The following is a 25,931-nucleotide window of genomic DNA, read 5'->3' as shown; positions in this document are numbered from 1 at the left end:
AAGCGGGAATAAGCCTACGGCTTACTCGGCGAGGTCCTGCTCCTCAATGGTCTGATTGTGGTTGGTGAACACGCAAATATCGCCGGCGATACCCAGCGCGGTCTCGACGATTTCACGCGCCGACAGATCGGTTTTCTTCAACAGCGCGCTGGCCGCGGCTTGTGCATAGCCGCCGCCCGAACCCATGGCGATCAGGCCGTGTTCAGGTTCAACCACATCGCCGTTGCCGGTGATGATCAAGGACGCGTCTTTGTTGGCGACCGCCAGCATGGCTTCAAGACGGCTGAGGGAGCGGTCGGTGCGCCATTCCTTGGCGAGTTCGACGGCGGCACGCACCAGGTGGCCCTGGTGCTTTTCAAGCTGGCCTTCGAAACGCTCGAACAGGGTGAAGGCGTCGGCGGTCGCGCCTGCGAACCCGGCGAGCACCTGGCCGTGGTACAGGCGACGCACTTTCTTGGCGTTGCCTTTCATCACGGTATTACCCAGGGAAACCTGGCCGTCGCCGCCCATGACGACTTTGCCGTGGCGACGTACTGAAACGATGGTGGTCAAGGGGAGAGTCTCCACGCAGCGGGGCGAAAATGCCCTGATGGAAACTGATATGGGGGTGGTCGGGATGATTTCAACCTTGGGAGGTCGGGACGGACGAATGGTGTCTATGTGTCTGACATAGGTTCCAGAACACCCCAAAACCAATGTGGGAGGGGGCTTGCTCCCGATAGCGGTGTGTCAGCCAATGAATCTGGTGACTGATACCGCCATCGGGAGCAAGCCCCCTCCCACATTTTGATTGTTGTTGAGCTGGAATCAGCGGCTCTGGCGCTGTTGTAACAGCAGGTTGCTAAACCCTGCTCCGGCCAATTGCTTCTGCGCCACGGTCAACTGCTCGCGGTTGCTGAACGGGCCTACCAGCACGCGATACCAGGTCGCGTCCTTCACCGTGCCGGATTCCACCGTCACCGCTTGACCCAACAGAATGATCTGCGCCCGCACACGATCGGCATCCGCCTGTTTCGGGAACGAGCCCGCTTGCAGGAAGAACTTGGTCACCGGTGCGGCCTTGGTCTCGGCCACCGGTGGCGCTGGCGGCGGGGTGATCCCGGCCAGCGCGGCCTGCGCGCGCGCCGTGTCGATTTTCGCCGCTTCCGCAGGCGTCACCGGCGTGGTCGGCACTTGCGGCGTCGGCAGGGTCTTCTCCGGCACGGCGTCGGGCGGCACGATCACTTCCGATTCCGGCAGCAGTGTGTAGAAGTCGTACTTGGGCTTCACCGGTGCCGTCGGGCTCGGTGCGGTCTTGTTGGCCTCGGCGATCTTCGTGGCTTTCTGCTGCTCCTGTTTGACGCGCTTGACGTCATCACCCTGGCCGGGCTCCAGCTTCATCAGAAATACCACGAATGCGCCGACCGTGAGGCCGATGGCCATCCACAGCCAGCCCGGAATCGGCTGCTTGGCCGGGGCCTGGTAGCGGCTGGCGCCGCGCTTGGGTGCAGGTTTTTTCTTGGCGGCCAACTTACATGCGCTCCAGAGTTTCCAGGCCCAACAGCTCCAGGCCTTGCTTGAGGGTCCGTCCAGCCAGTGCGGCGAGGCGCAGGCGACTGTGCTTCTGGGCTTCATCGTCGGCGCTGAGGATCGGGCAGTTCTCGTAGAAGCTGGAGAACAGGCCGGCCACTTCGTACAGGTAGGTGCAGAGGATATGCGGCGTGCCTTTCTCGCCGACGCTGTTGAGCACTTCGCCGAACTGCGCGAGCTTGGCGGCCAGTTCCTGCTCCTGGGACGCGTCCAGCACGATCTGGCCTTGGACTTCGCTGAAGTCCTTGCCCAGTTTGCGGAACACACCGGCCACGCGGGTGTAGGCGTACAGCAGGTACGGGGCGGTATTGCCTTCGAAGTTGAGCATCAGGTCGAAGTTGAAGCTGTAGTCGCTGGTGCGATGCTTGGACAGGTCGGCGTATTTCACCGCGCCAATGCCTACCACGCGGGCGATGTTGCGCAGGTCGGCCTCGGCCAGCTCAGGGTTCTTTTCCTTCACCAGGCTGTAGGCGCGTTCCTGGGCTTCGGTCAGCAGGTCGATCAGCTTCACGGTGCCGCCGTCACGGGTCTTGAACGGGCGGCCATCGGCGCCGTTCATAGTGCCGAAGCCCATGTGTTCCATGTGCATCGGGTGAGTGACGAAGCCGGCGCGGCGCGCCACTTCGAACACCTGCTGGAAATGCAGGGCCTGGCGCTGATCGACGAAATACAGCGCGCGGTCGGCCTTGAGCACGCCGCTGCGGTAGCGCACGGCCGCCAGGTCGGTGGTGGCATAGAGATAGCCGCCATCGGCCTTGACGATGATCACCGGCAGCGGTTCGCCGTCGGCGGTCTTGAATTCTTCAAGGAACACGCACTGCGCGCCGTTGCTCTCGACCAGCAGGCCTGCGGCCTTGAGGTCGTTGACCACGTTGATCAGGTCATCGTTGTAGGCGCTTTCGCCCATCACGTCGGCCATGGTCAGCTTGACGTTGAGCAATTCGTAGATTTCCTGGCAGTGGGACAGCGAGATATCGCGGAAGCGACCCCACAGTTCCAGGCATTCCTTGTCGCCCGCTTGCAGTTTGACCACCAGGCTGCGCGCGCGGTCGGCGAACTCGGCGGATTCGTCGAAGCGCTTCTTGGCGGCGCGGTAGAAGTTTTCCAGGTCGGCCAGTTCGTTGCTGGTGATCGGGTTTTCCTGCAGGTACGCCATCAGCATGCCGAACTGGGTGCCCCAGTCGCCTACGTGGTTCTGGCGGATCACAGTGTCGCCGAGAAATTCCAGTACCCGCGCCACGCCGTCGCCAATGATGGTCGAGCGCAGGTGGCCAACGTGCATTTCCTTGGCCAGGTTCGGTGCCGACAGGTCGATGACCACGCGCTGGCTGTCGCCGGCTTTGCGTGCGCCGATGCTGGCATCGGCCAGGGCCGCATCCAGGCGCGACGCCAGGGACTGGGTGTTCTGGAAGAAGTTGATAAAGCCTGGGCCGGCGATTTCGGCCTTGGTGACACTGGCGTCGGCCGGCAGCGCCGCGATGATTTTCTCCGCCAGGTCGCGGGGTTTCATGCCCGCGGGCTTGGACAGCATCATCGCGATGTTGCTGGCGAAGTCGCCGTGGGTCTTGTCGCGAGTGTTCTCCACTTGGATCGCCGGCGACAGGCCTTCAGGCAACACACCTTCGTTGACGAGTTGGGTGAGGGCTTGCTGGATCAGCTGGCGAATGGTGTCTTTCATGGTGTTCTCTTTCGACCGCAAGCGGCGGCGCGCGATGCGCAGGTGGAAAAACTGGGCATTATCCGTGGCGAGGGCGGGCTTGCCAACCGTTCCAGACCTGTGGAGCTGTTTAAGGGCGTTGTGCCCCCTGTAGGGGCGAGCTTGCTCGCGAAAAACCCGAGGGCGCCGCGTGAAATCAGGATACCGCGTTATCGTTAACGTTTTTCGCGAGCAAGCTCGCTCCTACGGGGGCCGGTCAGTACAGATCGACCGGGTCTACATCCAGCGACCATCGCACTTGCCGGCCGCTGGGCATTTGCTCCAGGGCAAGCAACCAGCTACTTAATAGCCGATGCAGCGGTGCGCGGGACGTTGCCTGCAAGAGCAGCTGCGCGCGATAGCGCCCGGCGCGGCGCTCCATCGGCGCCGGCACCGGGCCGAGCAGTTCGATGCCGCTCAGACCCAGTTCGGCGAGCAAACGTTCGGCGGCGCTGCAGGCTTCGTCAAGAAAGGCTTCGGCCTGGCCCGGTTTATGCGCCTCGGCGCGCAGTAGTGCCAGGTGCGAGAACGGCGGCAGCCCGGCGGCGCGGCGTTCGCTCAATGCCTGCTCGGCGAAGGCAAAGTAACCTTGCTCGGTCAGTTGAATCAGCAGCGGGTGGTCGGCCAGGTGTGTCTGGATAATCACCCGGCCCGGCTCTTCGGCGCGCCCGGCGCGGCCGGCGACCTGCACGATCAACTGCGCCATGCGCTCGCTGGCGCGGAAGTCGCCGGAGAATAAACCACCGTCGGCATCCAGGATTGACACCAGGGTCACCCGTGGGAAGTGATGCCCTTTGGCGAGCATTTGCGTGCCAACCAGAATGCACGGCTGGCCTTTCTGGATGGTGGCGAACAATTGGTTCATCGCGTCTTTGCGCGAGGTGCTGTCGCGGTCCACCCGCAGCACCGGGTAATCCGGGAACAGAATGCCCAGGCGCTCTTCGGCGCGCTCGGTGCCCGCGCCGACCGGGCGCAGGTCGACCTTGCCGCATTGCGGGCAGTGGCGCGGCACCGGCTCGACATGGCCGCAGTGATGGCAGCGCAGTTCACCGTAGCGCTGGTGCACGGTCATGCGTGCATCGCAGCGTTCGCATTCGGACATCCAGCCACAGTCATGGCACAACAGCGTCGGCGCAAAGCCACGGCGATTGAGGAATACCAATACTTGCTGGCCGGCGGCGAGGGTCTGGCCGATGGCTTGCTGCATCGGGCCGGAAATACCGCTGTCCAGCGGACGGCTTTTTACATCCAGGCGCAGGAAACGCGGCTGTTTGGCGCCACCTGCGCGCTCATTCAGGCGTAGCAGGCCATACCGGCCGGTGTAGGCGTTATGCAGGCTTTCCAGGGAAGGCGTGGCCGAGCCGAGCACAATCGGGATGTCTTCCTGGCGTGCGCGTACCAGCGCCAGGTCGCGGGCGTGGTAACGCAGGCCTTCCTGCTGTTTATAGGAGCCGTCGTGTTCTTCATCGATGATGATCAGCCCCGGATTTTTCATCGGGGTAAACAGCGCCGAGCGGGTGCCGATGATGATGTCGGCTTCGCCGTCCCGGGCCGCCAGCCACGACTCCAGGCGCTCACGGTCGTTGACCGCCGAGTGCACCAGGGCGATGCGGGCGTTGAAACGCTGTTCGAAACGCGCCAGGGTCTGCGGGCCGAGGTTGATCTCGGGGATCAGCACCAGCGCCTGTTTACCGGCTTGCAGGGTTTCGCGGATCAACTGCAAATAGACTTCGGTCTTGCCGCTGCCGGTAACGCCGGCCAGCAGGAACGCGTGGAAGCTGTCGAACCCGGCGCGGATCGCTTCATAGGCGGCGCGTTGTTCGGGGTTCAACGGCAGCTCCGGTTGCGCCAGCCAGTGTTCGTGGCGCGGGTCGGGGGCATGCTTGCGGATTTCCACCTGCACCAGGCCCTTGGCGAGCAACAGGTCGAGGCTGTCTTTGCTCAGCATCAGCTTGCTCAACAGCTGATGGGCGACGCCATGCGGGTGCTGGGCCAGGGTGGCCAGGGCTTCACGCTGGCGCGGGGCGCGGGCGATGCGCGGGTCATCCAGGCGGGCGCCGGGCGTCATCGACCAGAATCGCTCCTGGCGCGCTTCGGCCAGTTCGCCCTGGCGCAGCAGCACCGGCAGCGCCCAGCTCAAGGTGTCGCCCAGGCTGTGCTGGTAATACTGCGCGGTCCACAGGCACAACTTGAACAGCGCGGGCGGCAGCGGCGGTGTGGCGTCGAGGATGGCGATGGCCGGCTTGAGTTTTTCGGCGGGCACTTCGCTGTGGTCGGCGACTTCCACCAGGATGCCGATCATCTCCCTGCGCCCGAACGGCACGCGCACGCGCATGCCTGGCTCCAGCTGCGCACGCGGCACGCCGGCCGGGGCCCGATAATCGAACAGGCGGCGCAGGGGCGAGGGCAGGGCTAGGCGCAAAATGGCGTCGGGCACGCGAGAAGTCTCATCTATAAAGGCAGGCGGTGGCGCAGGGGCGGGAGCCTAGCAGACCGACGGTGGAGGTGTCCCGTCTCTGCTGCAGGAAGGAGAGACTTGCGCAGGCGCCGGGATTTTCTGATGAAAGGGCGTGCTCGGCCGTCACCGCCGCTTGCGCGATTGAAAAGGTCTGTTAGAATTCGCGGCCTAATTACGTGCGGTATTCGACAATAGTGTCGAGTGGCGGCACGCTAGCCCGAGGAAGTGCCATGAAAGCCGATATCCATCCAGCGTACGAAACCATCGAAGTCACCTGCAGCTGCGGCAACAAGTTCGAGACTCGTTCGAACCTGTGCAAGCCACTGGGTACTGACGTATGCAACGAGTGCCACCCGTTCTACACCGGTAAGCAGAAAACTCTGGACACCGGCGGCCGTGTACAGCGCTTCGCAGATCGCTTTGGTGCTTTCGGCAAGAAGCCTGCTGCTGCTACTCCAGCAGAGTAAGGCTCAAAAGCCTTATGGGCTTTTGCCAGCTGTTGAAAAAGGCGTCCCTTGTGGGCGCCTTTTTTGTGCCTGGGATTTGGTTCGGCGCAGCCCAGGCCCAAGTGTTTTGCCCGGCGCCAGCCTCCGTGGCGCGTGTAGAAGTACAGCGCGTGGTGGATGGCGACACCGTGCGCCTCAAGGATGGCCGCAGCGTGCGGCTGATCGGCCTCAACGCCCCGGAAACCGGCAAGAAGGGCCGCGCTGACGAGCCCTTTGCCATCGCCGCTCGCCAGCGCTTGCAAGCCTTGGTGAGCGCCAGTGGAGGACGCGTCGGGCTGGTGCTGGGTCGCGAGGCCAAGGATCGCTATGGGCGAACCCTGGCGCACCTTTACGGCGCCGACGGCAAGAACCTGGAAGCCCAATTACTGGCCGAGGGCCTGGGTTTTCAGGTGGGTGTCGCGCCCAACGTCGACCTCGTTGCCTGTCAGCAGGCCGCTGAGCACACGGCGCGCCAGGCAGGGCTGGGCCTGTGGCGGCAATCGCCGGTGCAAGGGGTGGCCCGGCTCAAGCAGTCCGGCTTCGCCCTAGTCAGCGGCCGTGTCAGCAAAATCGAACGCAATCGCGGCGGAATTTGGATCGAATTGCAGGGTTCACTGGTATTACGCGTTGCGTCCGATCTGGCCCATCAATTCGACACTGCCATGCTCGATGGTCTGCCAGGCAAGACAATCGAGGCGCGTGGCTGGGTGCAGGATCGCTCCCGGCGGGGTGGGCGCAAAAACGGCCAGGCGCGGTGGCTGCTGCCGATCACCGATCCCGGCATGTTCAAATTGGCGCAATGATAAAAAATTGTAGACATTTTTTCAGTCGATTGTGAACAGTCAAGCCCTTGTATCCCGTGGCTTTAGACTAAAGTACGCCATCGCGGGGCCTTGACACCTGTGACCGACCAGTCTTGTAGGGGCTTTACGACACGCGTATCCTCGGCGGTCCGTCGACCAACAGTAAAAGCGGAATGCCGATATGTCTGATTTGAAAACTGCCGCTCTCGAATATCATGCCAATCCTCGTCCAGGAAAGCTGAGTGTAGAGCTCACCAAAGCCACTGCCACCGCCCGCGACCTGTCGCTGGCCTACAGCCCTGGCGTTGCCGAGCCCGTACGTGAAATCGCCCGCGACCCCGAGCTGGCGTACAAGTACACCGGCAAGGGCAACCTGGTTGCAGTGATTTCTGATGGCACCGCGATCCTGGGTCTGGGTAACCTCGGCCCACTGGCTTCCAAGCCGGTCATGGAAGGTAAGGGCGTGCTGTTCAAGCGCTTTGCCGGCATCGACGTTTTCGACATCGAAGTCGACTCCGAAAGCCCGCAGGCCTTCATCGACACCGTCAAGCGCATTTCCATCACCTTCGGTGGCATCAACCTGGAAGACATCAAGGCACCCGAGTGCTTCGAGATCGAAAAGGCCCTGATCGAACAGTGCGACATCCCGGTATTCCACGATGACCAGCACGGCACCGCGATCGTTACTGCGGCCGGCATGATCAATGCCCTGGAAATCGCCGGCAAAACCCTGAGCGAGGCGAAAATCGTCTGCCTGGGCGCCGGTGCTGCGGCCATTTCCTGCATGAAGCTGATCATCAGCATGGGCGCCAAGCTGGAAAACATCTACATGGTCGACAGCAAGGGCGTGATCCAGTCCGAGCGTACCGACCTGAACCAGTACAAGGCAATGTTCGCCCACCCGTCCTCCAAGCGCACCCTGGCGGATGCCCTCGACGGTGCCGACGTGTTCGTCGGCCTGTCCGGCCCGAACCTGCTGAGCGCCGAAGGCCTGAAGTCGATGGCGCCGAACCCGATCGTGTTCGCCTGCTCCAACCCGGACCCGGAAATCTCCCCGGAACTGGCGCACGCCACCCGCAGCGACGTGATCATGGCCACCGGCCGTTCGGACTACCCGAACCAGGTCAACAACGTGTTGGGCTTCCCGTTCATCTTCCGTGGTGCCCTGGACGTTCGCGCCAAGCGCATCAACGAAGAGATGAAAGTAGCGGCCGCCAACGCCCTGCGTGAACTGGCCAAGCTGCCGGTGCCGCAGGATGTATGCGACGCTTACGGTGGCGCCAAGCTGGAATTCGGGCGTGAGTACATCATTCCCAAACCAATGGACAAGCGCCTGATCACCCTGATCTCCGATGCCGTGGCCAAGGCTGCAATCGAGACCGGTGTGGCAACCCTGCCGTATCCGAAGAACTACCCGCTCAAAAGCGTGGATGATGTGTTCAACGGCTAAGCCGTTGTAGCGCACCAACAAAAAAGCCCCGGCTCTCGCGAGTCGGGGCTTTTTTGTGGCTGGCGATTTACTTGCAGTCCATGAAGATCCATATGTGGGAGGGGGCTTGCCCCCGATTGCGGACTGTCAGCCAATGAATCTGGTGACTGATATACCGCTATCGGGGGCAAGCCCCCTCCCACATTGGAACTGTGTTGTGCCTCAGAACAGATCGATCGGCGCACCTTCATCTGCCGGCAGCGGGCTGCCCGGTGCAACCCCGTTGCCCAGTTCGTTGACCGACGGTGGCGTGTCTTCGCTCTTGAACAGTTCGAAGTAGGCGTTCGGCGTGCTCGGCGAGGCTGCGCGGCCGCTTACCGGGTCGATGCGCAGGCTGAGGATGCCTTCCGGTTCCGGCTGGGTGTGCAGTGGCTTGTCCTTCAGTGCCGCGCCCATGTAACTCATCCAGATCGGCAGCGCGACGGTACCGCCGAATTCGCGACGGCCCAGGCTTTCCGGCTGGTCGTAACCGGTCCACACGGTGGTCACATAGTCGCCGTTGTAGCCGGAGAACCAGGCATCCTTGGATTCGTTGGTGGTACCGGTCTTGCCGGCGATGTCCGCGCGGCCGAGGGCCAATGCGCGCCGGCCGGTACCCTTCTTGATCACGTCTTGCAGGATGCTGTTGAGGATATAGGTGGTGCGGCCGTCCACGATGCGCTCAGCCACTGCCGGTGCTTGCGGCTCGGCCGGCGCGGGGGTGTTTGCGGCAGGCGTCGTGCCTGGGGTCGGCTCGATGGTGATGCCGCCGTTACTAGGTGCGGCAAGACCATCGGTCGCCGCCACGCCATTGACCACATCGCCGGGCACCCGTGGCGGGTTGGCAGTGAACAGGGTGTCGCCATTGCGGCTTTCGATCTTGTCGATCAGGTACGGCGAGATTTTGTAACCGCCGTTGGCAAAGGTGCTCCAGCCAGTGGCGATTTCCATCGGCGTGAGGGTGGCGGTACCCAGGGCCAGGGACAGGTTCGGCGGCAGGTCAGACTTGGCGAAGCCAAATCGGGTCATGTAGTCGATGGTCTTGCCCACGCCCATTGCCTGCAGCAGGCGGATCGACACCAGGTTGCGCGACTTGTACAACGCCTCGCGAATGCGGATCGGGCCGAGGAAGGTGTTGGTGTCGTTCTTCGGGCGCCAGACTTTGTCCAGGTACTCATCGACAAACACGATCGGTGCGTCGTTGACCAGGCTGGCGGCGGTGTAGCCGTTATCCAGCGCGGCACTGTAGACGAATGGCTTGAAGCTCGAGCCCGGCTGGCGCTTGGCCTGGGTGGCGCGGTTGTAGTTGCTCTGCTCGAAGGCGAAGCCGCCGACCAGGGAGCGGATCGCACCGTTTTGCGGGTCGAGGGACACCAGGGCGCCCTGGGCGACCGGGACCTGGCTGAATTTCAGGCTGTCATCCGCCTGGCGCTGCACGCGGATCAAATCGCCCACCTGCGCCACATCGGACGGCTGCTTGGGCATCGGGCCCATGCTGTTGGTATTCAGGAACGGGCGCGCCCATTTCATGCTGTCCCACGCTACATGCGCTTCGCCGGTGCGGGTCAGCACTTGCACGCCGTCTTTCTTCACCTGGGTGACGATGGCCGGCTCCAGGCCACTGATGGAGCGCTGTTTGCCCAGCTCGGTGGTCCAGGCGCTCAGGGTCTTGCCCGGCAGGCGCGATTCAGGGCCGCGATAGCCGTGGCGCTGGTCATAGGTGATCAGGCCTTCGTGCAGCGAATGGTTGGCAATTTCCTGCAAGTTGCTTGGAACGGTGGTAGTGACACGGAAACCTTCGGTGTAGGCCTCGCTGCCATACCGGCCGACCATCTCGGCACGCGCCATTTCGGCGATATACGGCGCATTCACTTCCGGCGTCGGCACGTGATAACTGGCGTTCAACGGTTCGGCCACGGCACTTTCGTAAGCCGCCTGGTCGATCTTGCCCAGCTTGTACATGCGCCCCAGGATCCAATCGCGCCGCTCCTTGCTGCGCGCCGGGTTGGCCAAGGGGTTGAAGCGCGACGGCGCCTTGGGCAGGCCGGCAATCATCGCCATCTGCGCCAGGCTGGCATCACGAATCGACTTGCCGTAGTACACCTGGGAAGCCGCCTCGATGCCGTAGGCGCGGTTGCCCAGGTAAATCTTGTTGACGTACAGCTCGAGAATTTCATCCTTGGTCAGCTGACGTTCAATCTGCAGCGCCAGCAGGATCTCGGTGGCCTTGCGCGAAAAACTGCGCTCGCTGGTGAGGAAGAAGTTCTTCGCCACCTGCATGGTGATGGTGCTGCCGCCGGATTGAATGTGTCCGCTTTTTACCAACTGCGTGGCTGCGCGTACCAGGCTGCTGGGATCGACGCCGTAGTGGTTGGCGAAATTATCGTCTTCAGCCGACAGCAACGCGCTGATGAAATTGGGTGGAATGTCGGCGAAACGGATCGGGGTGCGGCGCATTTCGCCGAACTCCGCGATCAGTTTTTCATCGCTGCTGTAGACCCGCAAAGGAATCTGCAACTGGATACTTCTGAGAGCCTCTACGGACGGCAAACCCGGACTAAGGTAGAGGTAGGCCCCGCTGAGTACGAGCAGCAGCCCGCAGACGATCGCGACAATGGAGTACCCGAAAAACTTCAGCAGACGAATCAAGGCTTTTGGATTTCCAGAGAAATGAAAGAGTTATGCGTCGGGGCATGCATGGCAAACGATGGATCGACCCGGGCAGCAGATAAAAAGCGGGAAAAAACGCTGGGCATTAAAGCATTTTCGCCTTCGGGCGTCATTCGCGCGGCTCAAACAAGTCGACCGAATGCACGCTGCCCGGCGGCAATCAGGCGGTAAGACAGGCAAAGCTTTAGGGAGTTTTATGGGAAAGGGATTTTTCAGGCGAAAACTCGACGTCGTCCTCGGCGTTGACATCAATGACCAGGGTATCAAGCTGGTCGAGCTGGGCCGTTCGGCTCAGGGTTTCAGCATTCAGGGATATGTCACGCAGGTATTGCCGGCACATGCGGTGGTCGATGGCACATTGCTTGACCTCGACGGCGTAGGGCGGGCGCTGCACCAGGCATTACCTCGCTTGCACAGTGGCACCAGGCACGCGGCCGTCGCGGTGGCGGGCCCTTCGGTCATTACGCGGGTGATCGAAATGGATACGGGCCTGGGCGACGAAGAGATGGCCTGGCAGATACAGATGGAGGCCGACCAGTACATTCCTTATCCTCTGGACGAGGTAGCCATCGATTTCCAGGTACGCGGGCCGTCGCCCCAGGAAGCGGGGCGGGTCGAGGTGTTGCTGGTGGCGTGCCTGCGTGAGCAGGTCGAGGCCCGCGAGGCGGCGCTGGCCCTGGCCGGGCTGGTGACACAGGTAGTGGATGTCGAAGCGTTTGCATTGGAGCGCGCTTGCCGTCAGGATTTTGCCAGCTTCACGCCGGGTCATCGAGTCGATGGCGCACAATGGGCCGTCGATGCCCAGGGGATGGGAGTGGCTTGCGGGTTAGCCCTGAGGAGTTTCGCTGGATGACACGAATCAATCTTTTGCCCTGGCGCCGAGTGCTGGCGGAGCGGCGCCGCAAATATTTCCTGGCACTGTTGCTGGTATTTGCCTGCCTGGCGCTCGCGGCGGTGTGGCTGGCTGACCAGGTGATCGACCAGGCGATCGACCGGCAGGTTACCCGCAATGTGCGCCTGAACGGGGATGTCGCCGTGCAGGACTCACGCATCAAGACCATCGACGACCTGCAGGAGCGAAGCCAGCAATTGGCACAGCGCATGAAGGTCGTGCAGGACCTGCACGATGCGCGCTCTTCCGGTGCTCGGCTGTTCGATCAGTTGGCTCGTGCAATGCCCGATGGCGTTCATCTGCATGAAGTGGTCGCGAGTGGCGATACGATCAGCATCCGCGGCAGTGCCGACAGCAATCAGGATATCGCCCAGTTGATGCGTCGATTGGAGGCGTCACAGGGTGGCCACTCCGCGCGGCTCGAGCGGGTGCGCGCAGAGGGCGAGCGCGGCGACCACGAGTTTCAGTTGATGGTGCGTCAGGGGGAAACCATCGAGGCGCAACCATGAGCCTGCCCAGGCTCGACTTTTCCGCACTCTCCTACAACGCTGCAAAATGGCCCTGGCCTGGAAAGGCCCTGCTTGGCTGTGCGCTGGCCGGCCTGGTGCTGTTGCTTGGAGAGGGGGTTTACCTGGGGGCTTCGCGGGAGCGACTGCACGGCCTCGAGGCGCGGGAACAGGCGCTGCAAGCGCAGCTTGAAGAAAAAACCGGCTTGGCCGCCGAGCTTGAGGCGTACACCGAGCAAGTCAGGGCGATGGAAGAGACTGTCGCTGGCCTTCAGGGGCAGTTGTCCGGTGAGTCCACAGTGCCGGGCTTGCTGGAAGACATCGCCCGGCTGGCGGTTGCCAAAGGCGTCTGGATCGAGGGCGTCGCGGTGCTGGATGAGGCGTCGCTGCCGTTCCATGTCGAGCAGCCCTTGAAGATTGCCGCTACGGGGGCCTATCACGACTTGGCGGCGTTCGTCAGCACCCTGGGCGGGTTGCAGCGTATCGTCACGGTGCATGACGTGGCGGTGCGGCCTGAAGGGGCATTGTTACGTCTTGACCTGCTGGCCAAGGCCTATCGAAGTGCGTCCCCAGGCGGCAGCGCGTCCCGGGCGGTCGTCCCGGCTCCGCGCTTTGTTTATGACTCATCATCCCTGCGCGACCCGTTTCAACGCACCGCCTTGCAGGCGGAGCACACGCCTGGGCGAGCGGCCCTTGCTCCAGACCTCACTCGGCCTCGCGGACCGCTGGAGGGCATCGCAATCGAGCAGTTCGCCATGGTCGGTACGCTGTCGGGCGGTGGACGGACCTACGCGCTATTGCGTGCCGGACCGACAGTGCATCGGCTGGCGGTCGGTGACTACCTCGGGCCCGATCATGGCCAGGTCATGTCCATCCAGGACAGTCATGTCGAGCTGATCGAGCGCTTTCCCGATGAACAGGGCCTCTGGCTGGAGCGCCCGCGAACCCTGGTACTGAACATCAACTCATAACGGAATCAAACCATGAAAAGGATTTTCTCGTGCTTCGGTGTGGCGCTATGGATAGCGTTCACGGCGCCGAAGGCTGCTGCTGTACCCAATCGCCTCGACCTGATCCAATTGCCGCCGCCCGAAAGCGCATCTTCGGTCGGCTACACGGGCGACAAGCTGAATCTCAATTTCCAGAACATCGATTTGCGCGCAGCGCTGCAGCAAATCGCCGATGTCGCAGGCCTTAACCTGGTGGCCGGTGACGAGGTGCAAGGTTCGATCACCCTGCGGCTCAAGGAGGTGCCCTGGGACCAGGCGCTGGACCTGGTGCTGCAAGCCAAGGGGTTGGACAAACGGGTGAAGGCCGGCGTATTGCTGGTGGCGCCTGCCGACGAATTGGCCGCTCGCGAACTGCTGACGCTGGAGGCGCGCAAGCAGATGGCTGAGCTGGCACCGTTACGCCGGGAGTTGCTGCAGGTCAATTATGCCAAGGCAGCGGACCTGGCCAAGCTGTTCCAGTCAGTGACCGGCTTTGAAGGCGCCACCGACGAGCGCGGCTCGGTGGCGGTCGACGACCGCACCAACAATATCATCGCCTACCAGACTGGAGAGCGGCTGGAAGAACTGCGGCGGATCGTGGCGCAGTTGGATGTGCCGGTGCGCCAGGTGATGATCGAGGCGCGCATCGTCGAGGCCAATGTCGATTACGACAAAGGCCTGGGCGCACGCTGGGGTGGGCGGCTCAATCGCGGCAATTGGAGCGCCGGCGGTATTCCCAAGCCCCAGGCGGACGGCGCGCAGCCACCAGAGAACCCGCCCAGCTCACCCTTCGTCGACCTGGGTTCGCTGACCGGCACCTCGGGCCTGGGACTGGCCTTTATCACCGACAACCTGCTGCTGGACCTTGAGCTGACCGCCATGGAAAAGTCCGGCAACGGCGAAATCGTCTCACAGCCCAAGGTGGTCACCTCGGACAAGGAAACCGCGCGCATCCTCAAGGGCACCGAGATCCCCTACCAGGAATCCACGTCCCAGGGCGCAACCTCGGTATCGTTCAAGGAAGCCTCGCTGTCATTGGAGGTCACGCCGCAAATCACTCCCGACGATCATGTGATCATGGTGGTCAAGGTCACCAAGGACGAGCCCGACTATCTGAACAAACTCAACGATGTTCCGCCGATCAAGAAAAACGAGGTCAATGCCAAGGTCCTGGTCAAGGATGGCGAGACCATTGTCATCGGCGGGGTTTTCTCCAATACCCAAAGCAAAGTGGTAGATAAAGTGCCATTTTTAGGCGATGTGCCGTATCTTGGCCGCCTTTTCCGGCGCGATGTGCGGGCGGAGAAAAAATCCGAGCTGCTGGTATTCCTGACTCCGCGTATCATGAATAACCAGGCGATTGCTGTGAGTCGTTGATTCTGTGCGAAATTTGATTCTTGTAGGGCCGATGGGCGCTGGAAAAAGCACCATCGGCCGTTTGCTGGCCAAAGAGCTGCGCCTGCCATTCAAAGATTCCGATAAGGAAATTGAATTGCGCACGGGTGCCAATATCCCATGGATCTTCGATAAGGAAGGCGAGCTGGGCTTTCGCGACCGCGAGCAGGCAATGATTGCCGAACTGTGCGGCTGCGATGGCGTGGTATTGGCCACCGGCGGTGGCGCGGTGATGCGCGATGAAAATCGCCGCGCCCTGCACGCCGGTGGTCGCGTGGTGTACCTGCATGCCTCGGTGGAGCAGCAGGTGGGCCGCACCGCCCGTGATCGCAATCGCCCGTTGCTGCGCACGGCCAACCCGGAAAAAACCTTGCGAGACCTGCTGGCGCTGCGCGATCCGCTGTATCGGGAAATCGCCGATCTGGTGGTGGAAACCGATGAACGGCCGCCGCGAATGGTGGTGGTCGACATTCTTGAGCGCCTGCAACGGCTACCACCCCGTTAAAGCCTGGCCGCAAATGCGCTATTCTCGGCGGCGCGCCATGACCTCGCGGGGTGTGGCGTAGAGCCATCAGGCAGCGTCTGATCCAGGCGTTACCGGTTGTCAAAATATCTTCAACGCGGGGACACATGCAGACACTTAAGGTCGATCTAGGCGAGCGCAGCTACCCGATCCATATTGGCGAAGGCCTGCTGGACCAGCCCGAGCTGCTCGCACCGCATATTGCCGGTCGGCAAGTGGCGATCATCTCCAACGAAACGGTGGCGCCGCTGTATCTTGAGCGTCTGAGCCGCAGCCTGGCGGCGTACTCGGTGATCTCGGTGATCCTGCCCGACGGCGAAGCCCACAAGAACTGGGAAACCCTGCAACTGATTTTCGATGGCCTGCTGAGCGCACGGCATGACCGCCGTACCACCGTGGTCGCCCTGGGCGGCGGTGTGATCGGTGACATGGCCGGCTTCGCGGCCGCCTGCTACCAGCGTGGCGTAGACTTTATCCAGGTGCCGACCACGCTGCTGTCCCAGGTCGATTCGTCAGTGGGCGGCAAGACCGGTATCAACCACCCGCTGGGCAAGAACATGGTCGGCGCGTTCTATCAGCCGCAGGCCGTGCTGATTGACACCGCAACCCTCAACACCCTGCCACCCCGCGAGCTGTCGGCGGGCCTGGCGGAAGTCATCAAGTACGGGCTGATCTGCGACGAGCCCTTCCTGACCTGGCTGGAAGAACACATGGACGCCTTGCGCGCCCTCGACCAGGTGGCACTCACCGAAGCGATTTCCCGCTCCTGTGCGGCCAAGGCGTTGGTGGTGAATGCCGACGAACGGGAGTCCGGTGTACGGGCTACCCTGAACCTGGGCCACACCTTCGGCCATGCGATCGAAACGCACATGGGCTATGGTGTGTGGCTGCATGGGGAAGCCGTAGCGGCTGGCACCGTGATGGCATTGGAGATGTCGCAGCGCCTGGGCTGGATCAGCGTCCAGGAGCGTGATCGCGGTATCCGTCTGTTCCAGCGCGCCGGTTTGCCGGTGATTCCGCCGTCTGAAATGACCGAGGCGGATTTCCTGGAACACATGGCGATAGACAAGAAAGTGATCGACGGTCGACTGCGACTGGTGCTGTTGCGCCACATGGGCGAAGCGGTGGTGACCGACGATTATCCGAAAGAGATTTTACAGGCCACGCTGGGAGCGGATTACCGCGCCCTGGCCCAGCTTAAAGGTTAATAAGATCCCGATGACTAGTTTGCATGCCGACGAGGCGTTCCTCGGCCACTACCACCTGAGCCACGACCCTTTCGCGCCTCGGGTGCCTGGTTTCAAATTCTTCCCTGCCCAGCGCAAGCCGGTACTGGGGCAATTGCACCATCTCGCGCGCTACAGCCAGTTGCTGCTGGTGGTGACGGGGCCGTTGGGCAGCGGCAAGACGTTGCTGCGCCAGGCGCTGGTTGCCAGTACCAACAAGCAATCGGTGCAGAGCGTCGTCGTCTCGGCCCGTGGTGCCGGTGATGCGGCCGGCGTGTTGCGCCAGGTGGCGCAGGCGTTGGACGTGGCCAACCCTGAGCCGAACGCGATTCTCAAACAGGTGGTGCAACTGGGCCTGACCGGCCAGGAAGTCTACCTGCTGGTGGATGACGCCGAGCAGCTCGACGAATCTGCCCTGGAAGCCTTGTTGGCGCTGGCGGCGGGTACCCCGGAAGGGCGTCCCCATGTGTTTCTGTTTGGCGAGTCGTCGCTGATCGCCGATCTGGAGCAGATCAGCGGTGAACAAGAGCTGTTCCACGTCATCGAATTGCAGCCGTACGAAGAAGAAGAGACCCGCGAATACCTGGCTCAGCGCCTCGAGGGCGCGGGGGCGGGTATCGAACTTTTCTCCGCTGCGCAGATCTCTGATATTCACGAAAGCTCCGATGGCTGGCCTGGCAACATCAATCAGGTTGCCCGCGATGCAATGATCGAAGCCATGATTGCCAGCCGCTCTGCGGTCAAGCGTCCAAAGATGGGGTTCACTATGCCTAAGAAGCACGTATTGGCTATTTCTGCCGTTGTCGTGGTCGCTGTTGCCGCCGCCTGGTTGATTCCAGGCCGCAGCAAGGCACCGGCAACCGCTGGCGCGCCAACCGAACAGGCGCAGTTGCCACTGGGCAAGCCCACGCCGAACGTCGAATTCGCCAATTCCGGCCAACCGACCAACCTGCCGATGGTCGGCCAACCTGTGATGCGCGGCCCGTTGGCCGAAGAAGCCGGTGGTATCTCCGAAGGCGACGACGGCGTGCCGGTGGAAGGCTCCAGCGCGACACCGCCAACCGTGACCACCACCGCGCCACCTGCGGGCGTGCCTGCCGGTACGCCAGCGACGCCGGTTGCACCCGTTGCACCAGCTGCCAAGCCGACTCCGGCACCGACGGTTGCCACAGCCAAGCCTGCGCCTGCGCCGGTGACCAAGCCCGCGCCAACGCCTGCTCCAGCGGCCAAGCCTGCGGAAAAACCGGCGGCCACCGTTGCCAAGGCCGGCGCTGCCGGCAGCAGCTGGTACAGCAGCCAGCCCACCGGCAACTTCGTGGTGCAGATACTCGGCACCAGCTCCGAGGCCAACGCGCAGGCGTTCGTCAAAGAGCAGGGCGGCCAGTACCGTTATTTCAAGAAAGTGCTCAACGGCAAGCCGCTGTATGTGATCACCTACGGCAGCTTCCCAAGCCGCGCCGCAGCCGATTCCGCCATCAAGGCCTTGCCAGCGAAGGTTCAGGCTGGTAAACCTTGGCCTCGCACTGTTGCCAGCGTTCAACAAGAACTGGCAACAACTCGCTGAAGATCCGGCGGCCTTACCAAGGCCGCCCTCCCGGCACCTCAAAAAACTACAACAGCGTGCAGCCCTGAAGGCCGCGCGCTTTGTGGTGTCTGCGTCACGGTAGCTTTTGAGTCGTAGCGGTCAGAATTAAAAAAGTTTTGACTAGCACAGCATATCGCTTTAAACCTTTCATAAATGCGACATAGATTTGCGACATTTCGTCGCTAAATTTGTGAGCGTCTGTGACGGTGTGTACAATGACCTCCCTTTTGCCCCCGCTAAGCCGGCGTACGTTCGGCGTGGAAGGTAACCGGTTGAATTGAAAAGAAATTTGCCTCGATATAAGAGGCAGCCTGGTGAGAAAGTGTCTATGAAAGCAGGTCTGTACCAACCCGATGAATTCAAGGATAACTGCGGTTTCGGCCTGATAGCCCACATGCAGGGCGAGCCCAGTCATACCCTTTTGCAAACGGCCATCGAGGCCCTGACCTGCATGACCCACCGCGGTGGGATCAACGCCGACGGCAAGACCGGTGACGGTTGCGGCTTGCTGATTCAAAAGCCCGACCAGTTCCTGCGCGCGGTCGCCAAAGAGCACTTCGCCGTCGAACTGCCCAAGCAGTACGCCGTGGGCATGGTGTTCTTCAACCAGGACCCGGTTAAAGCCGAAGCCGCTCGCGAGAACATGAACCGCGAGATCGTTGCTGCCGGCCTGCAACTCGTCGGCTGGCGCAAAGTGCCGATCGACACCAGCGTACTCGGCCGCCTGGCCCTGGAGCGCCTGCCGCAGATCGAACAAGTGTTCATCGCAGGCGACGGCCTGAGCGACCAGGACATGGCGATCAAACTGTTCACGTCCCGTCGTCGTTCGTCGGTGGCCAACGCCGCCGATACCGACCACTACATCTGCAGCTTTTCCCACAAGACCATCATTTATAAAGGCCTGATGATGCCGGCGGACCTCACCGCCTTCTATCCGGACCTGAGCGATGAGCGCCTGCAAACCGCAATCTGCGTGTTTCACCAGCGCTTCTCCACCAACACCCTGCCGAAATGGCCGCTGGCCCAGCCATTCCGCTTCCTCGCCCACAACGGCGAGATCAACACCATCACCGGCAACCGCAACTGGGCCGTGGCCCGTCGCACCAAGTTCGCCAACGATTTGATGGACCTGGAAGAGCTCGGCCCGCTGGTCAACCGCGTAGGCTCGGACTCCTCCAGCATGGACAACATGCTCGAGCTGATGGTCACCGGCGGCATCGACCTGTTCCGTGGCGTGCGCATGATCATTCCGCCAGCGTGGCAGAACGTCGAGACCATGGACCCCGACCTGCGGGCGTTCTATGAGTACAACTCGATGCACATGGAACCGTGGGACGGCCCGGCCGGCGTGGTCATGACCGATGGTCGCTACGCGGTGTGCCTGCTCGACCGCAACGGCCTGCGTCCGGCGCGTTGGGTCACTACCACCAACGGCTTTATCACCCTGGCGTCGGAAATCGGCGTTTGGGACTACAAGCCTGAAGATGTGATCGCCAAAGGCCGCGTAGGCCCTGGCCAGATCCTCGCCGTGGACACCGAAACCGGGCAGATCCTCGATACCGACGCCATCGACAACCGTTTGAAGTCCCGTCACCCGTACAAGCAATGGCTGCGCAAGAACGCCCTGCGCATCCAGGCGACCATGGAAGACAACGACCACGGTTCGGCTTTCTACGACGTCGACCAGCTCAAGCAATACATGAAGATGTACCAGGTCACGTTCGAAGAGCGCGACCAGGTGCTGCGTCCGCTCGGCGAGCAAGGCTACGAGGCGGTCGGCTCCATGGGCGACGACACGCCGATGGCCGTGCTGTCCCAGCGTGTGCGCACGCCGTACGACTACTTCCGCCAGCAATTCGCCCAGGTGACCAACCCACCGATCGATCCGCTGCGCGAAGCGATCGTGATGTCCCTGGAAGTGTGTCTGGGTGCCGAGCGCAACATTTTCCAGGAATCGCCGGAGCACGCTTCCCGTGTGATCCTCAGCTCGCCGGTCGTTTCCCCGGCCAAGTGGCGCTCCTTGATGACCCTGGAGCGCCCGGGCTTCGACCGCCAGATCATTGACCTGAACTACGACGAGAGCCTCGGCCTTGAAGCCGCTGTGCGCAATGTCGCCGACCAGGCCGAAGAAGCCGTGCGCGCCGGTCGTACCCAGATCGTGCTGACCGACCGTCATATCGCCCCAGGCAAGCTGCCGATCCATGCCGCCCTGGCGACGGGCGCGGTGCATCACCGCCTGACTGAAAAAGGCCTGCGTTGCGACTCCAACATCCTCGTGGAAACCGCCACTGCCCGTGACCCGCATCACTTCGCCGTGTTGATCGGTTTCGGTGCCTCGGCTGTGTATCCGTTCCTTGCGTACGAAGTGCTCGGCGATCTGATTCGTACCGGTGAGGTGCTGGGCGACCTCTACGAAGTGTTCAAGAACTACCGTAAGGGCATCACCAAAGGCCTGCTGAAGATCCTGTCGAAGATGGGCATCTCCACCGTCACCTCCTACCGTGGCGCGCAACTGTTCGAAGCCATCGGCTTGTCCGAAGAAGTCTGCGAGCTGAGCTTCCGTGGCGTGCCGAGCCGCATCAAGGGTGCGCGTTTCGTCGACATCGAAGCCGAGCAGAAAGCCCTGGCGGCCGAAGCCTGGAGCGCGCGCAAGCCAATCCAGCAAGGCGGCCTGCTCAAGTTTGTGCACGGTGGTGAATACCACGCCTACAACCCGGACGTGGTCAGCACCCTGCAAGCCGCGGTGCAGCAGGGCGACTACGCCAAGTTCAAGCTGTACACGAGCCTGGTGGATAACCGCCCGGTGTCGATGATCCGCGACCTGTTCAAGGTCAAGACCCTGGACACGCCGCTGGCCATCAGCGAAATCGAACCGCTGGAATCGATCCTCAAGCGCTTCGACTCCGCCGGTATTTCCCTGGGCGCCTTGTCGCCCGAGGCTCACGAAGCCCTTGCCGAAGCCATGAACCGCCTGGGTGCGCGTTCCAACTCCGGCGAAGGCGGTGAAGACCCGGCGCGTTACGGCACCATCAAGAGTTCGAAGATCAAGCAAGTCGCTACTGGCCGTTTCGGGGTGACCCCGGAATACCTGGTCAACGCCGAAGTGCTGCAGATCAAGGTGGCCCAGGGCGCCAAGCCCGGTGAAGGCGGCCAACTGCCCGGCGGCAAGGTCAACGGCCTGATCGCCAAGTTGCGCTATGCGGTACCCGGCGTGACCCTGATTTCACCGCCGCCGCACCACGACATCTATTCGATTGAAGATTTGTCGCAGCTGATTTTCGACCTCAAACAAGTCAATCCGCAGGCGCTGGTCTCGGTGAAGCTGGTAGCAGAAGCTGGCGTGGGCACCATCGCCGCCGGCGTGGCCAAGGCTTATGCCGACCTGATCACCATCTCCGGCTACGACGGCGGCACCGGCGCATCGCCGCTGACCTCGATCAAATACGCCGGTGCACCGTGGGAACTCGGCCTGGCCGAAACCCACCAGACCCTGCGCGGCAACGACCTGCGCGGCAAAGTCCGGGTACAGACAGATGGTGGCCTGAAAACCGGCCTCGACGTGATCAAGGCCGCGATCCTCGGCGCCGAGAGCTTCGGCTTCGGCACCGCGCCAATGATCGCCCTGGGCTGCAAATACCTGCGCATCTGCCACCTGAACAACTGCGCTACCGGCGTTGCGACGCAGAACGAGAAGCTGCGCAAGGATCACTACATCGGCACCGTCGACATGGTGGTGAATTTCTTCACCTACGTCGCCGAAGAGACCCGTGAGTGGCTGGCCAAGCTGGGCGTGCGCTCGCTGGAAGAGCTGATCGGTCGTACCGATCTGCTGGATATCCTCGAAGGCCAGACCGCCAAGCAACAGCACCTGGACCTGACGCCGCTGTTGGGCAGCGATCACATCCCGGCAGACAAGCCACAATTCTGCCAGGTAGACCGCAACCCACCGTTCGACAAGGGCCTGCTGGCCGAGAAGATGGTCGACTTGGCCGGTTCCTCGATCAACGATGCCAGCGGTGGCGAATTTGCCCTGGATATCTGCAACTGCGACCGTTCCATCGGCGCGCGCGTCTCCGGCGAAATCGCGCGCAAGCACGGCAACCAGGGCATGGCGAAAGCGCCGATCACCTTCCGCTTCAAGGGCACTGCGGGCCAGAGCTTCGGCGTGTGGAACGCCGGTGGCCTGCACATGTACCTGGAAGGCGACGCCAACGACTACGTGGGCAAGGGCATGACCGGCGGCAAGCTGGTGATCGTTCCGCCACTCGGCAGCGTCTACAAGTCGCAGGACAGCGCCATCATCGGCAACACCTGCTTGTACGGCGCCACCGGTGGCAAGCTGTTTGCCGCCGGTACCGCCGGTGAGCGTTTCGCCGTGCGTAACTCCGGTGCCCACACCGTGGTGGAAGGCACCGGCGATCACTGCTGCGAGTACATGACCGGGGGCTTTGTCGCGGTACTGGGCAAGACCGGTTACAACTTCGGTTCGGGCATGACCGGCGGTTTTGCCTACGTGCTCGACCAGGACAACACCTTCGTCGACAAGGTCAACCACGAGTTGGTCGAGATCCAGCGGATCAGCGGCGAAGCCATGGAGTCCTACCGCAACCACTTGCAGCACGTGCTGGACGAGTACGTCGAGGAAACCGGCAGCGAATGGGGGCGTAACCTCGCCGAAAACCTCGATGATTACCTGCGTCGTTTCTGGCTGGTCAAGCCCAAGGCTGCCAACCTGAAATCGTTGCTTTCCAGCATCCGTGCCAACCCGCAGTGATATGCGCCTGAACAGTTTGATGAGGTTTTAACATGGCTGAACGTCTGAATAACGACTTCCAGTTCATCGATGTCGGGCGCAAAGATCCGAAGAAGAAACTGTTGCGTCAACGCAAGAAAGAGTTCGTGGAAATCTACGAACCCTTCAAACCCCAGCACTCGGCCGACCAGGCCCACCGCTGTCTGGGGTGCGGTAACCCGTATTGCGAATGGAAGTGCCCGGTGCACAACTTCATTCCCAACTGGCTCAAGCTGGTGGCCGAGGGCAACATCCTCGCCGCCGCCGAGCTGTCGCACCAGACCAACACCCTGCCGGAAGTCTGCGGCCGGGTGTGCCCGCAGGACCGTCTGTGCGAGGGTGCCTGCACCCTCAACGACGGCTTCGGCGCGGTGACCATCGGTTCGGTGGAGAAGTACATCACCGACACCGCGTTCGCCATGGGCTGGCGCCCGGACATGTCCAAGGTCAAGCCGACCGGCAAGCGCGTGGCGATCATCGGTGCGGGCCCGGCGGGCCTGGGCTGTGCCGACGTGCTGGTGCGTGGTGGCGTGACTCCGGTGGTGTTCGACAAGAACCCGGAAATCGGCGGCTTGCTGACCTTCGGCATCCCCGAGTTCAAGCTGGAAAAGACCGTACTGAGCAACCGTCGCGAAGTGTTCACCGGCATGGGCATCGAGTTCCGCCTGAACACCGAGATCGGCAAAGACATCACCATGGAGCAACTGCTCGCCGAATACGATGCGGTATTCATGGGCATGGGCACCTACACCTACATGAAGGGCGGCTTTGCCGGTGAAGACTTGCCTGGCGTGTATGACGCGCTCGACTTCCTGATCGCCAACGTCAACCGCAACCTGGGCTTTGAAAAGTCGCCGGAAGATTTCGTCGACATGAAAGGCAAGAAGGTCGTGGTGCTCGGCGGTGGCGACACCGCGATGGACTGCAACCGCACCTCGATCCGCCAGGGCGCCAAGTCGGTGACCTGTGCGTATCGTCGTGACGAAGCCAACATGCCCGGTTCGCGCAAAGAGGTGAAGAACGCCAAGGAAGAAGGCGTGAAATTCCTCTACAACCGCCAGCCGATCGCGATTGTCGGTGAAGACCGCGTCGAAGGCGTGAAGGTGGTCGAGACCCGTCTCGGCGAGCCGGACGCCCGTGGCCGTCGCAGCCCCGAGCCCATCCCGGGTTCCGAAGAAATCATCCCGGCCGACGCCGTGGTCATTGCCTTCGGTTTCCGCCCAAGCCCGGCGCCGTGGTTTGAGCAGTTCGAGATCCAGACCGACAGCCAGGGCCGTGTTGTGGCCCCGGAGCAAGGCCAGTACAAGCACCAGACCAGCAACCCGAAAATTTTCGCCGGTGGCGATATGGTGCGCGGCTCTGACCTGGTGGTAACCGCGATCTTCGAAGGCCGTAACGCCGCCGAAGGCATCCTGGACTATCTGCAAGTCTGACCCCGATCCCCGCTTGAAATGGGATCAAAATGTGGGAGGGGGCTTGCTCCCGATAGCGGTGTGTCAGTCTCAGTATCTGCCACTGAACCACCGCTATCGGGGGCAAGCCCCCTCCCACATTTGATTTGCGTAGGTTCAAGATATTGCTGCAAATCAACCCGATAGACAAAAGGCACGGCGCATTCCGTGCCTTTTGCGTCGCGCTCTGAGAAAATGCCCGCACTTTTTTTGCGGATGCCGACATGACTGCCCTCAAGAACGACCGTTTCCTTCGTGCCCTGCTCAAGCAGCCCGTAGACGTCACGCCCGTGTGGATGATGCGTCAAGCCGGTCGCTACCTGCCGGAATACCGCGCCAGTCGCGCCAATGCCGGCGACTTCATGAGCCTGTGCATGAACCCTACGTTCGCCTGCGAAGTCACGATGCAGCCGCTGGACCGCTACCCGCAGCTGGATGCGGCCATCCTCTTCTCCGATATCCTCACTATCCCGGACGCCATGGGCCAAGGCCTGTACTTCGAGACCGGCGAAGGCCCGCGTTTCAGGAAAGTCGTCAGTACCCTGGCTGATATCGAAGCCTTGCCGATCCCTGATCCGCACAAAGACCTCGGCTACGTGATGGATGCCGTCAGCACCATCCGCCGCGAACTCAACGGCCGCGTGCCGCTGATTGGTTTCTCCGGCAGCCCATGGACCCTGGCCACTTATATGGTCGAAGGCGGCTCGTCGAAAGACTTTCGCAAGACCAAGGCCATGCTCTACGACAACCCGCACGCCATGCACCTGCTGCTGGACAAGCTGGCGCAGTCGGTCACGTCCTACCTCAATGGCCAGATCATGGCCGGCGCGCAAGCGGTGCAGATTTTCGATACCTGGGGCGGCAACCTGTCGGCGGCGGCGTACCAGGAATTCTCCCTGGCTTACATGCGCAAAATCGTCAGCGGCCTGATCCGCGAACACGAAGGCCGCAAGGTGCCGGTGATCCTGTTCACCAAGGGTGGTGGCCTGTGGCTGGAAAGCATCGCCGACGCCGGTGCCGATGCCCTGGGCCTGGACTGGACCTGCGACATTGGCGAAGCCCGCCGTCGCGTCGGCAACCAGGTTGCGCTGCAAGGCAACATGGACCCGACCGTGCTGTACGCCAAGCCGGAAGCGATCCGCACCGAAGTCGGGCGCATCCTCGCCAGCTACGGCAAAGGCACCGGGCACGTGTTCAACCTGGGTCATGGCATCACCCCGGAAGTGAACCCGGAGCATGCCGGTGCGTTCCTGCGCGCGGTGCACGAGCTGTCGGCGCAATATCACGAGTAACACGCAAGACCAATGTGGGAAGGGGTTGCCCCCTCCCACATTTTGACTTGTGAATACATTTCAACGGTGAGAGGGGGCTTGCCCCCGATAGCGCCAGTGCAACCAGTACTGCTCATAAAGTGAACACCCGA

Annotated in this window: 17 protein-coding genes and 1 pseudogene; 13 read left to right on the top strand and 5 right to left on the bottom strand. The window is 62.1% G+C overall.

What is annotated here, in order from left to right:
* Positions 1 to 21 precede the first annotated feature (21 nt).
* The 4 genes from hslV to C4J93_RS24885 form a co-directional block, all read right to left on the bottom strand.
* On the bottom strand, positions 22 to 552 hold the full coding sequence (gene hslV / locus C4J93_RS24900; RefSeq protein WP_003171209.1) for an ATP-dependent protease subunit HslV: 531 nt from the start codon (positions 550 to 552) through the stop codon (positions 22 to 24).
* A 255-nt stretch (positions 553 to 807) separates the two neighbouring features.
* Entirely contained in the window at positions 808 to 1,509 is a 702-nt protein-coding gene (locus C4J93_RS24895; protein WP_124368642.1) for an SPOR domain-containing protein, read from the bottom strand.
* A 1-nt stretch (position 1,510) separates the two neighbouring features.
* Entirely contained in the window at positions 1,511 to 3,247 is a 1,737-nt protein-coding gene (gene argS, locus C4J93_RS24890; RefSeq protein ID WP_124430675.1) for an arginine--tRNA ligase, read from the bottom strand.
* A 235-nt stretch (positions 3,248 to 3,482) separates the two neighbouring features.
* Entirely contained in the window at positions 3,483 to 5,702 is a 2,220-nt protein-coding gene (locus tag C4J93_RS24885; protein ID WP_124430674.1) for a primosomal protein N', read from the bottom strand.
* 251 nt (positions 5,703 to 5,953) lie between these two features.
* On the opposite strand from C4J93_RS24885, the gene rpmE reads away from it, so the two are divergent.
* From rpmE to C4J93_RS24870, 3 genes are all read left to right on the top strand, one after another.
* The gene (gene rpmE, locus C4J93_RS24880) at positions 5,954 to 6,190 is read left to right on the top strand and encodes a 50S ribosomal protein L31 (protein WP_003237330.1); all 237 of its coding nucleotides are present in this window, start codon (positions 5,954 to 5,956) and stop codon (positions 6,188 to 6,190) included.
* Positions 6,191 to 6,204: 14 nt separating this feature from the next.
* Positions 6,205 to 7,011, top strand: a complete 807-nt coding sequence (locus tag C4J93_RS24875) for a thermonuclease family protein (RefSeq protein WP_124430673.1) — start codon at positions 6,205 to 6,207, stop codon at positions 7,009 to 7,011.
* A gap of 181 nt (positions 7,012 to 7,192) precedes the next feature.
* Positions 7,193 to 8,461, top strand: coding sequence for a malic enzyme-like NAD(P)-binding protein (locus C4J93_RS24870; RefSeq protein WP_124364741.1), 1,269 nt, complete (start codon positions 7,193 to 7,195; stop codon positions 8,459 to 8,461).
* A 201-nt stretch (positions 8,462 to 8,662) separates the two neighbouring features.
* Here C4J93_RS24870 and C4J93_RS24865 read toward each other — a convergent pair whose 3' ends face one another.
* A complete protein-coding gene (locus tag C4J93_RS24865; RefSeq protein WP_372237511.1) occupies positions 8,663 to 11,125 on the bottom strand; it encodes a penicillin-binding protein 1A in 2,463 nt (820 codons plus the stop codon).
* 220 nt (positions 11,126 to 11,345) lie between these two features.
* Here C4J93_RS24865 and pilM point away from each other — a divergent pair, with 220 nt between their 5' ends.
* The 10 genes and pseudogenes from pilM (at position 11,346) to hemE (ending at position 25,800) form a co-directional block, all read left to right on the top strand.
* Positions 11,346 to 12,002 carry a type IV pilus assembly protein PilM gene (gene pilM / locus C4J93_RS24860; protein ID WP_256660112.1) on the top strand — a complete coding sequence of 219 codons (657 nt, stop codon included), beginning with the start codon at positions 11,346 to 11,348 and terminating at the stop codon, positions 12,000 to 12,002.
* The gene (locus C4J93_RS24855) at positions 11,999 to 12,550 is read left to right on the top strand and encodes a PilN domain-containing protein (RefSeq protein WP_124364737.1); all 552 of its coding nucleotides are present in this window, start codon (positions 11,999 to 12,001) and stop codon (positions 12,548 to 12,550) included. Before pilM ends, C4J93_RS24855 begins: the two co-directional genes overlap by 4 nt.
* Entirely contained in the window at positions 12,547 to 13,518 is a 972-nt protein-coding gene (locus C4J93_RS24850; RefSeq protein WP_124430671.1) for a pilus assembly protein PilP, read from the top strand. The genes C4J93_RS24855 and C4J93_RS24850 overlap by 4 nt, the downstream gene beginning before the upstream one ends.
* Before the next feature lie 141 nt (positions 13,519 to 13,659).
* Positions 13,660 to 14,913 (top strand): annotated as a pseudogene (locus C4J93_RS24845) (type IV pilus secretin PilQ); the annotation flags it as partial.
* A gap of 4 nt (positions 14,914 to 14,917) precedes the next feature.
* Positions 14,918 to 15,436 (top strand): shikimate kinase AroK, encoded by a 519-nt coding sequence (gene aroK / locus C4J93_RS24840; protein ID WP_124372112.1) that lies wholly within the window; start codon positions 14,918 to 14,920, stop codon positions 15,434 to 15,436.
* A gap of 125 nt (positions 15,437 to 15,561) precedes the next feature.
* Positions 15,562 to 16,662 carry a 3-dehydroquinate synthase gene (gene aroB / locus C4J93_RS24835; protein ID WP_124368632.1) on the top strand — a complete coding sequence of 367 codons (1,101 nt, stop codon included), beginning with the start codon at positions 15,562 to 15,564 and terminating at the stop codon, positions 16,660 to 16,662.
* A gap of 10 nt (positions 16,663 to 16,672) precedes the next feature.
* Positions 16,673 to 18,244, top strand: a complete 1,572-nt coding sequence (locus C4J93_RS24830) for an SPOR domain-containing protein (RefSeq protein ID WP_124364733.1) — start codon at positions 16,673 to 16,675, stop codon at positions 18,242 to 18,244.
* Positions 18,245 to 18,593: 349 nt separating this feature from the next.
* Positions 18,594 to 23,039, top strand: a complete 4,446-nt coding sequence (gene gltB / locus C4J93_RS24820; protein ID WP_124405500.1) for a glutamate synthase large subunit — start codon at positions 18,594 to 18,596, stop codon at positions 23,037 to 23,039.
* A gap of 32 nt (positions 23,040 to 23,071) precedes the next feature.
* Complete coding sequence (locus C4J93_RS24815) at positions 23,072 to 24,490, top strand: FAD-dependent oxidoreductase (protein WP_003171228.1); 1,419 nt, start codon at positions 23,072 to 23,074, stop codon at positions 24,488 to 24,490.
* Between the two features lie 242 nt (positions 24,491 to 24,732).
* Entirely contained in the window at positions 24,733 to 25,800 is a 1,068-nt protein-coding gene (gene hemE, locus C4J93_RS24810; protein ID WP_124368627.1) for a uroporphyrinogen decarboxylase, read from the top strand.
* Positions 25,801 to 25,931 lie beyond the last annotated feature (131 nt).

Origin of the sequence: Pseudomonas sp. R2-37-08W, assembly GCF_003851705.1 — a bacterium.
In the GTDB taxonomy this organism is placed as follows: Bacteria; Pseudomonadota; Gammaproteobacteria; order Pseudomonadales; family Pseudomonadaceae; genus Aquipseudomonas.
The sequence above is the reverse complement of the archived record's forward strand: the minus strand, read 5'-3'. Positions and strand labels throughout refer to the sequence as shown.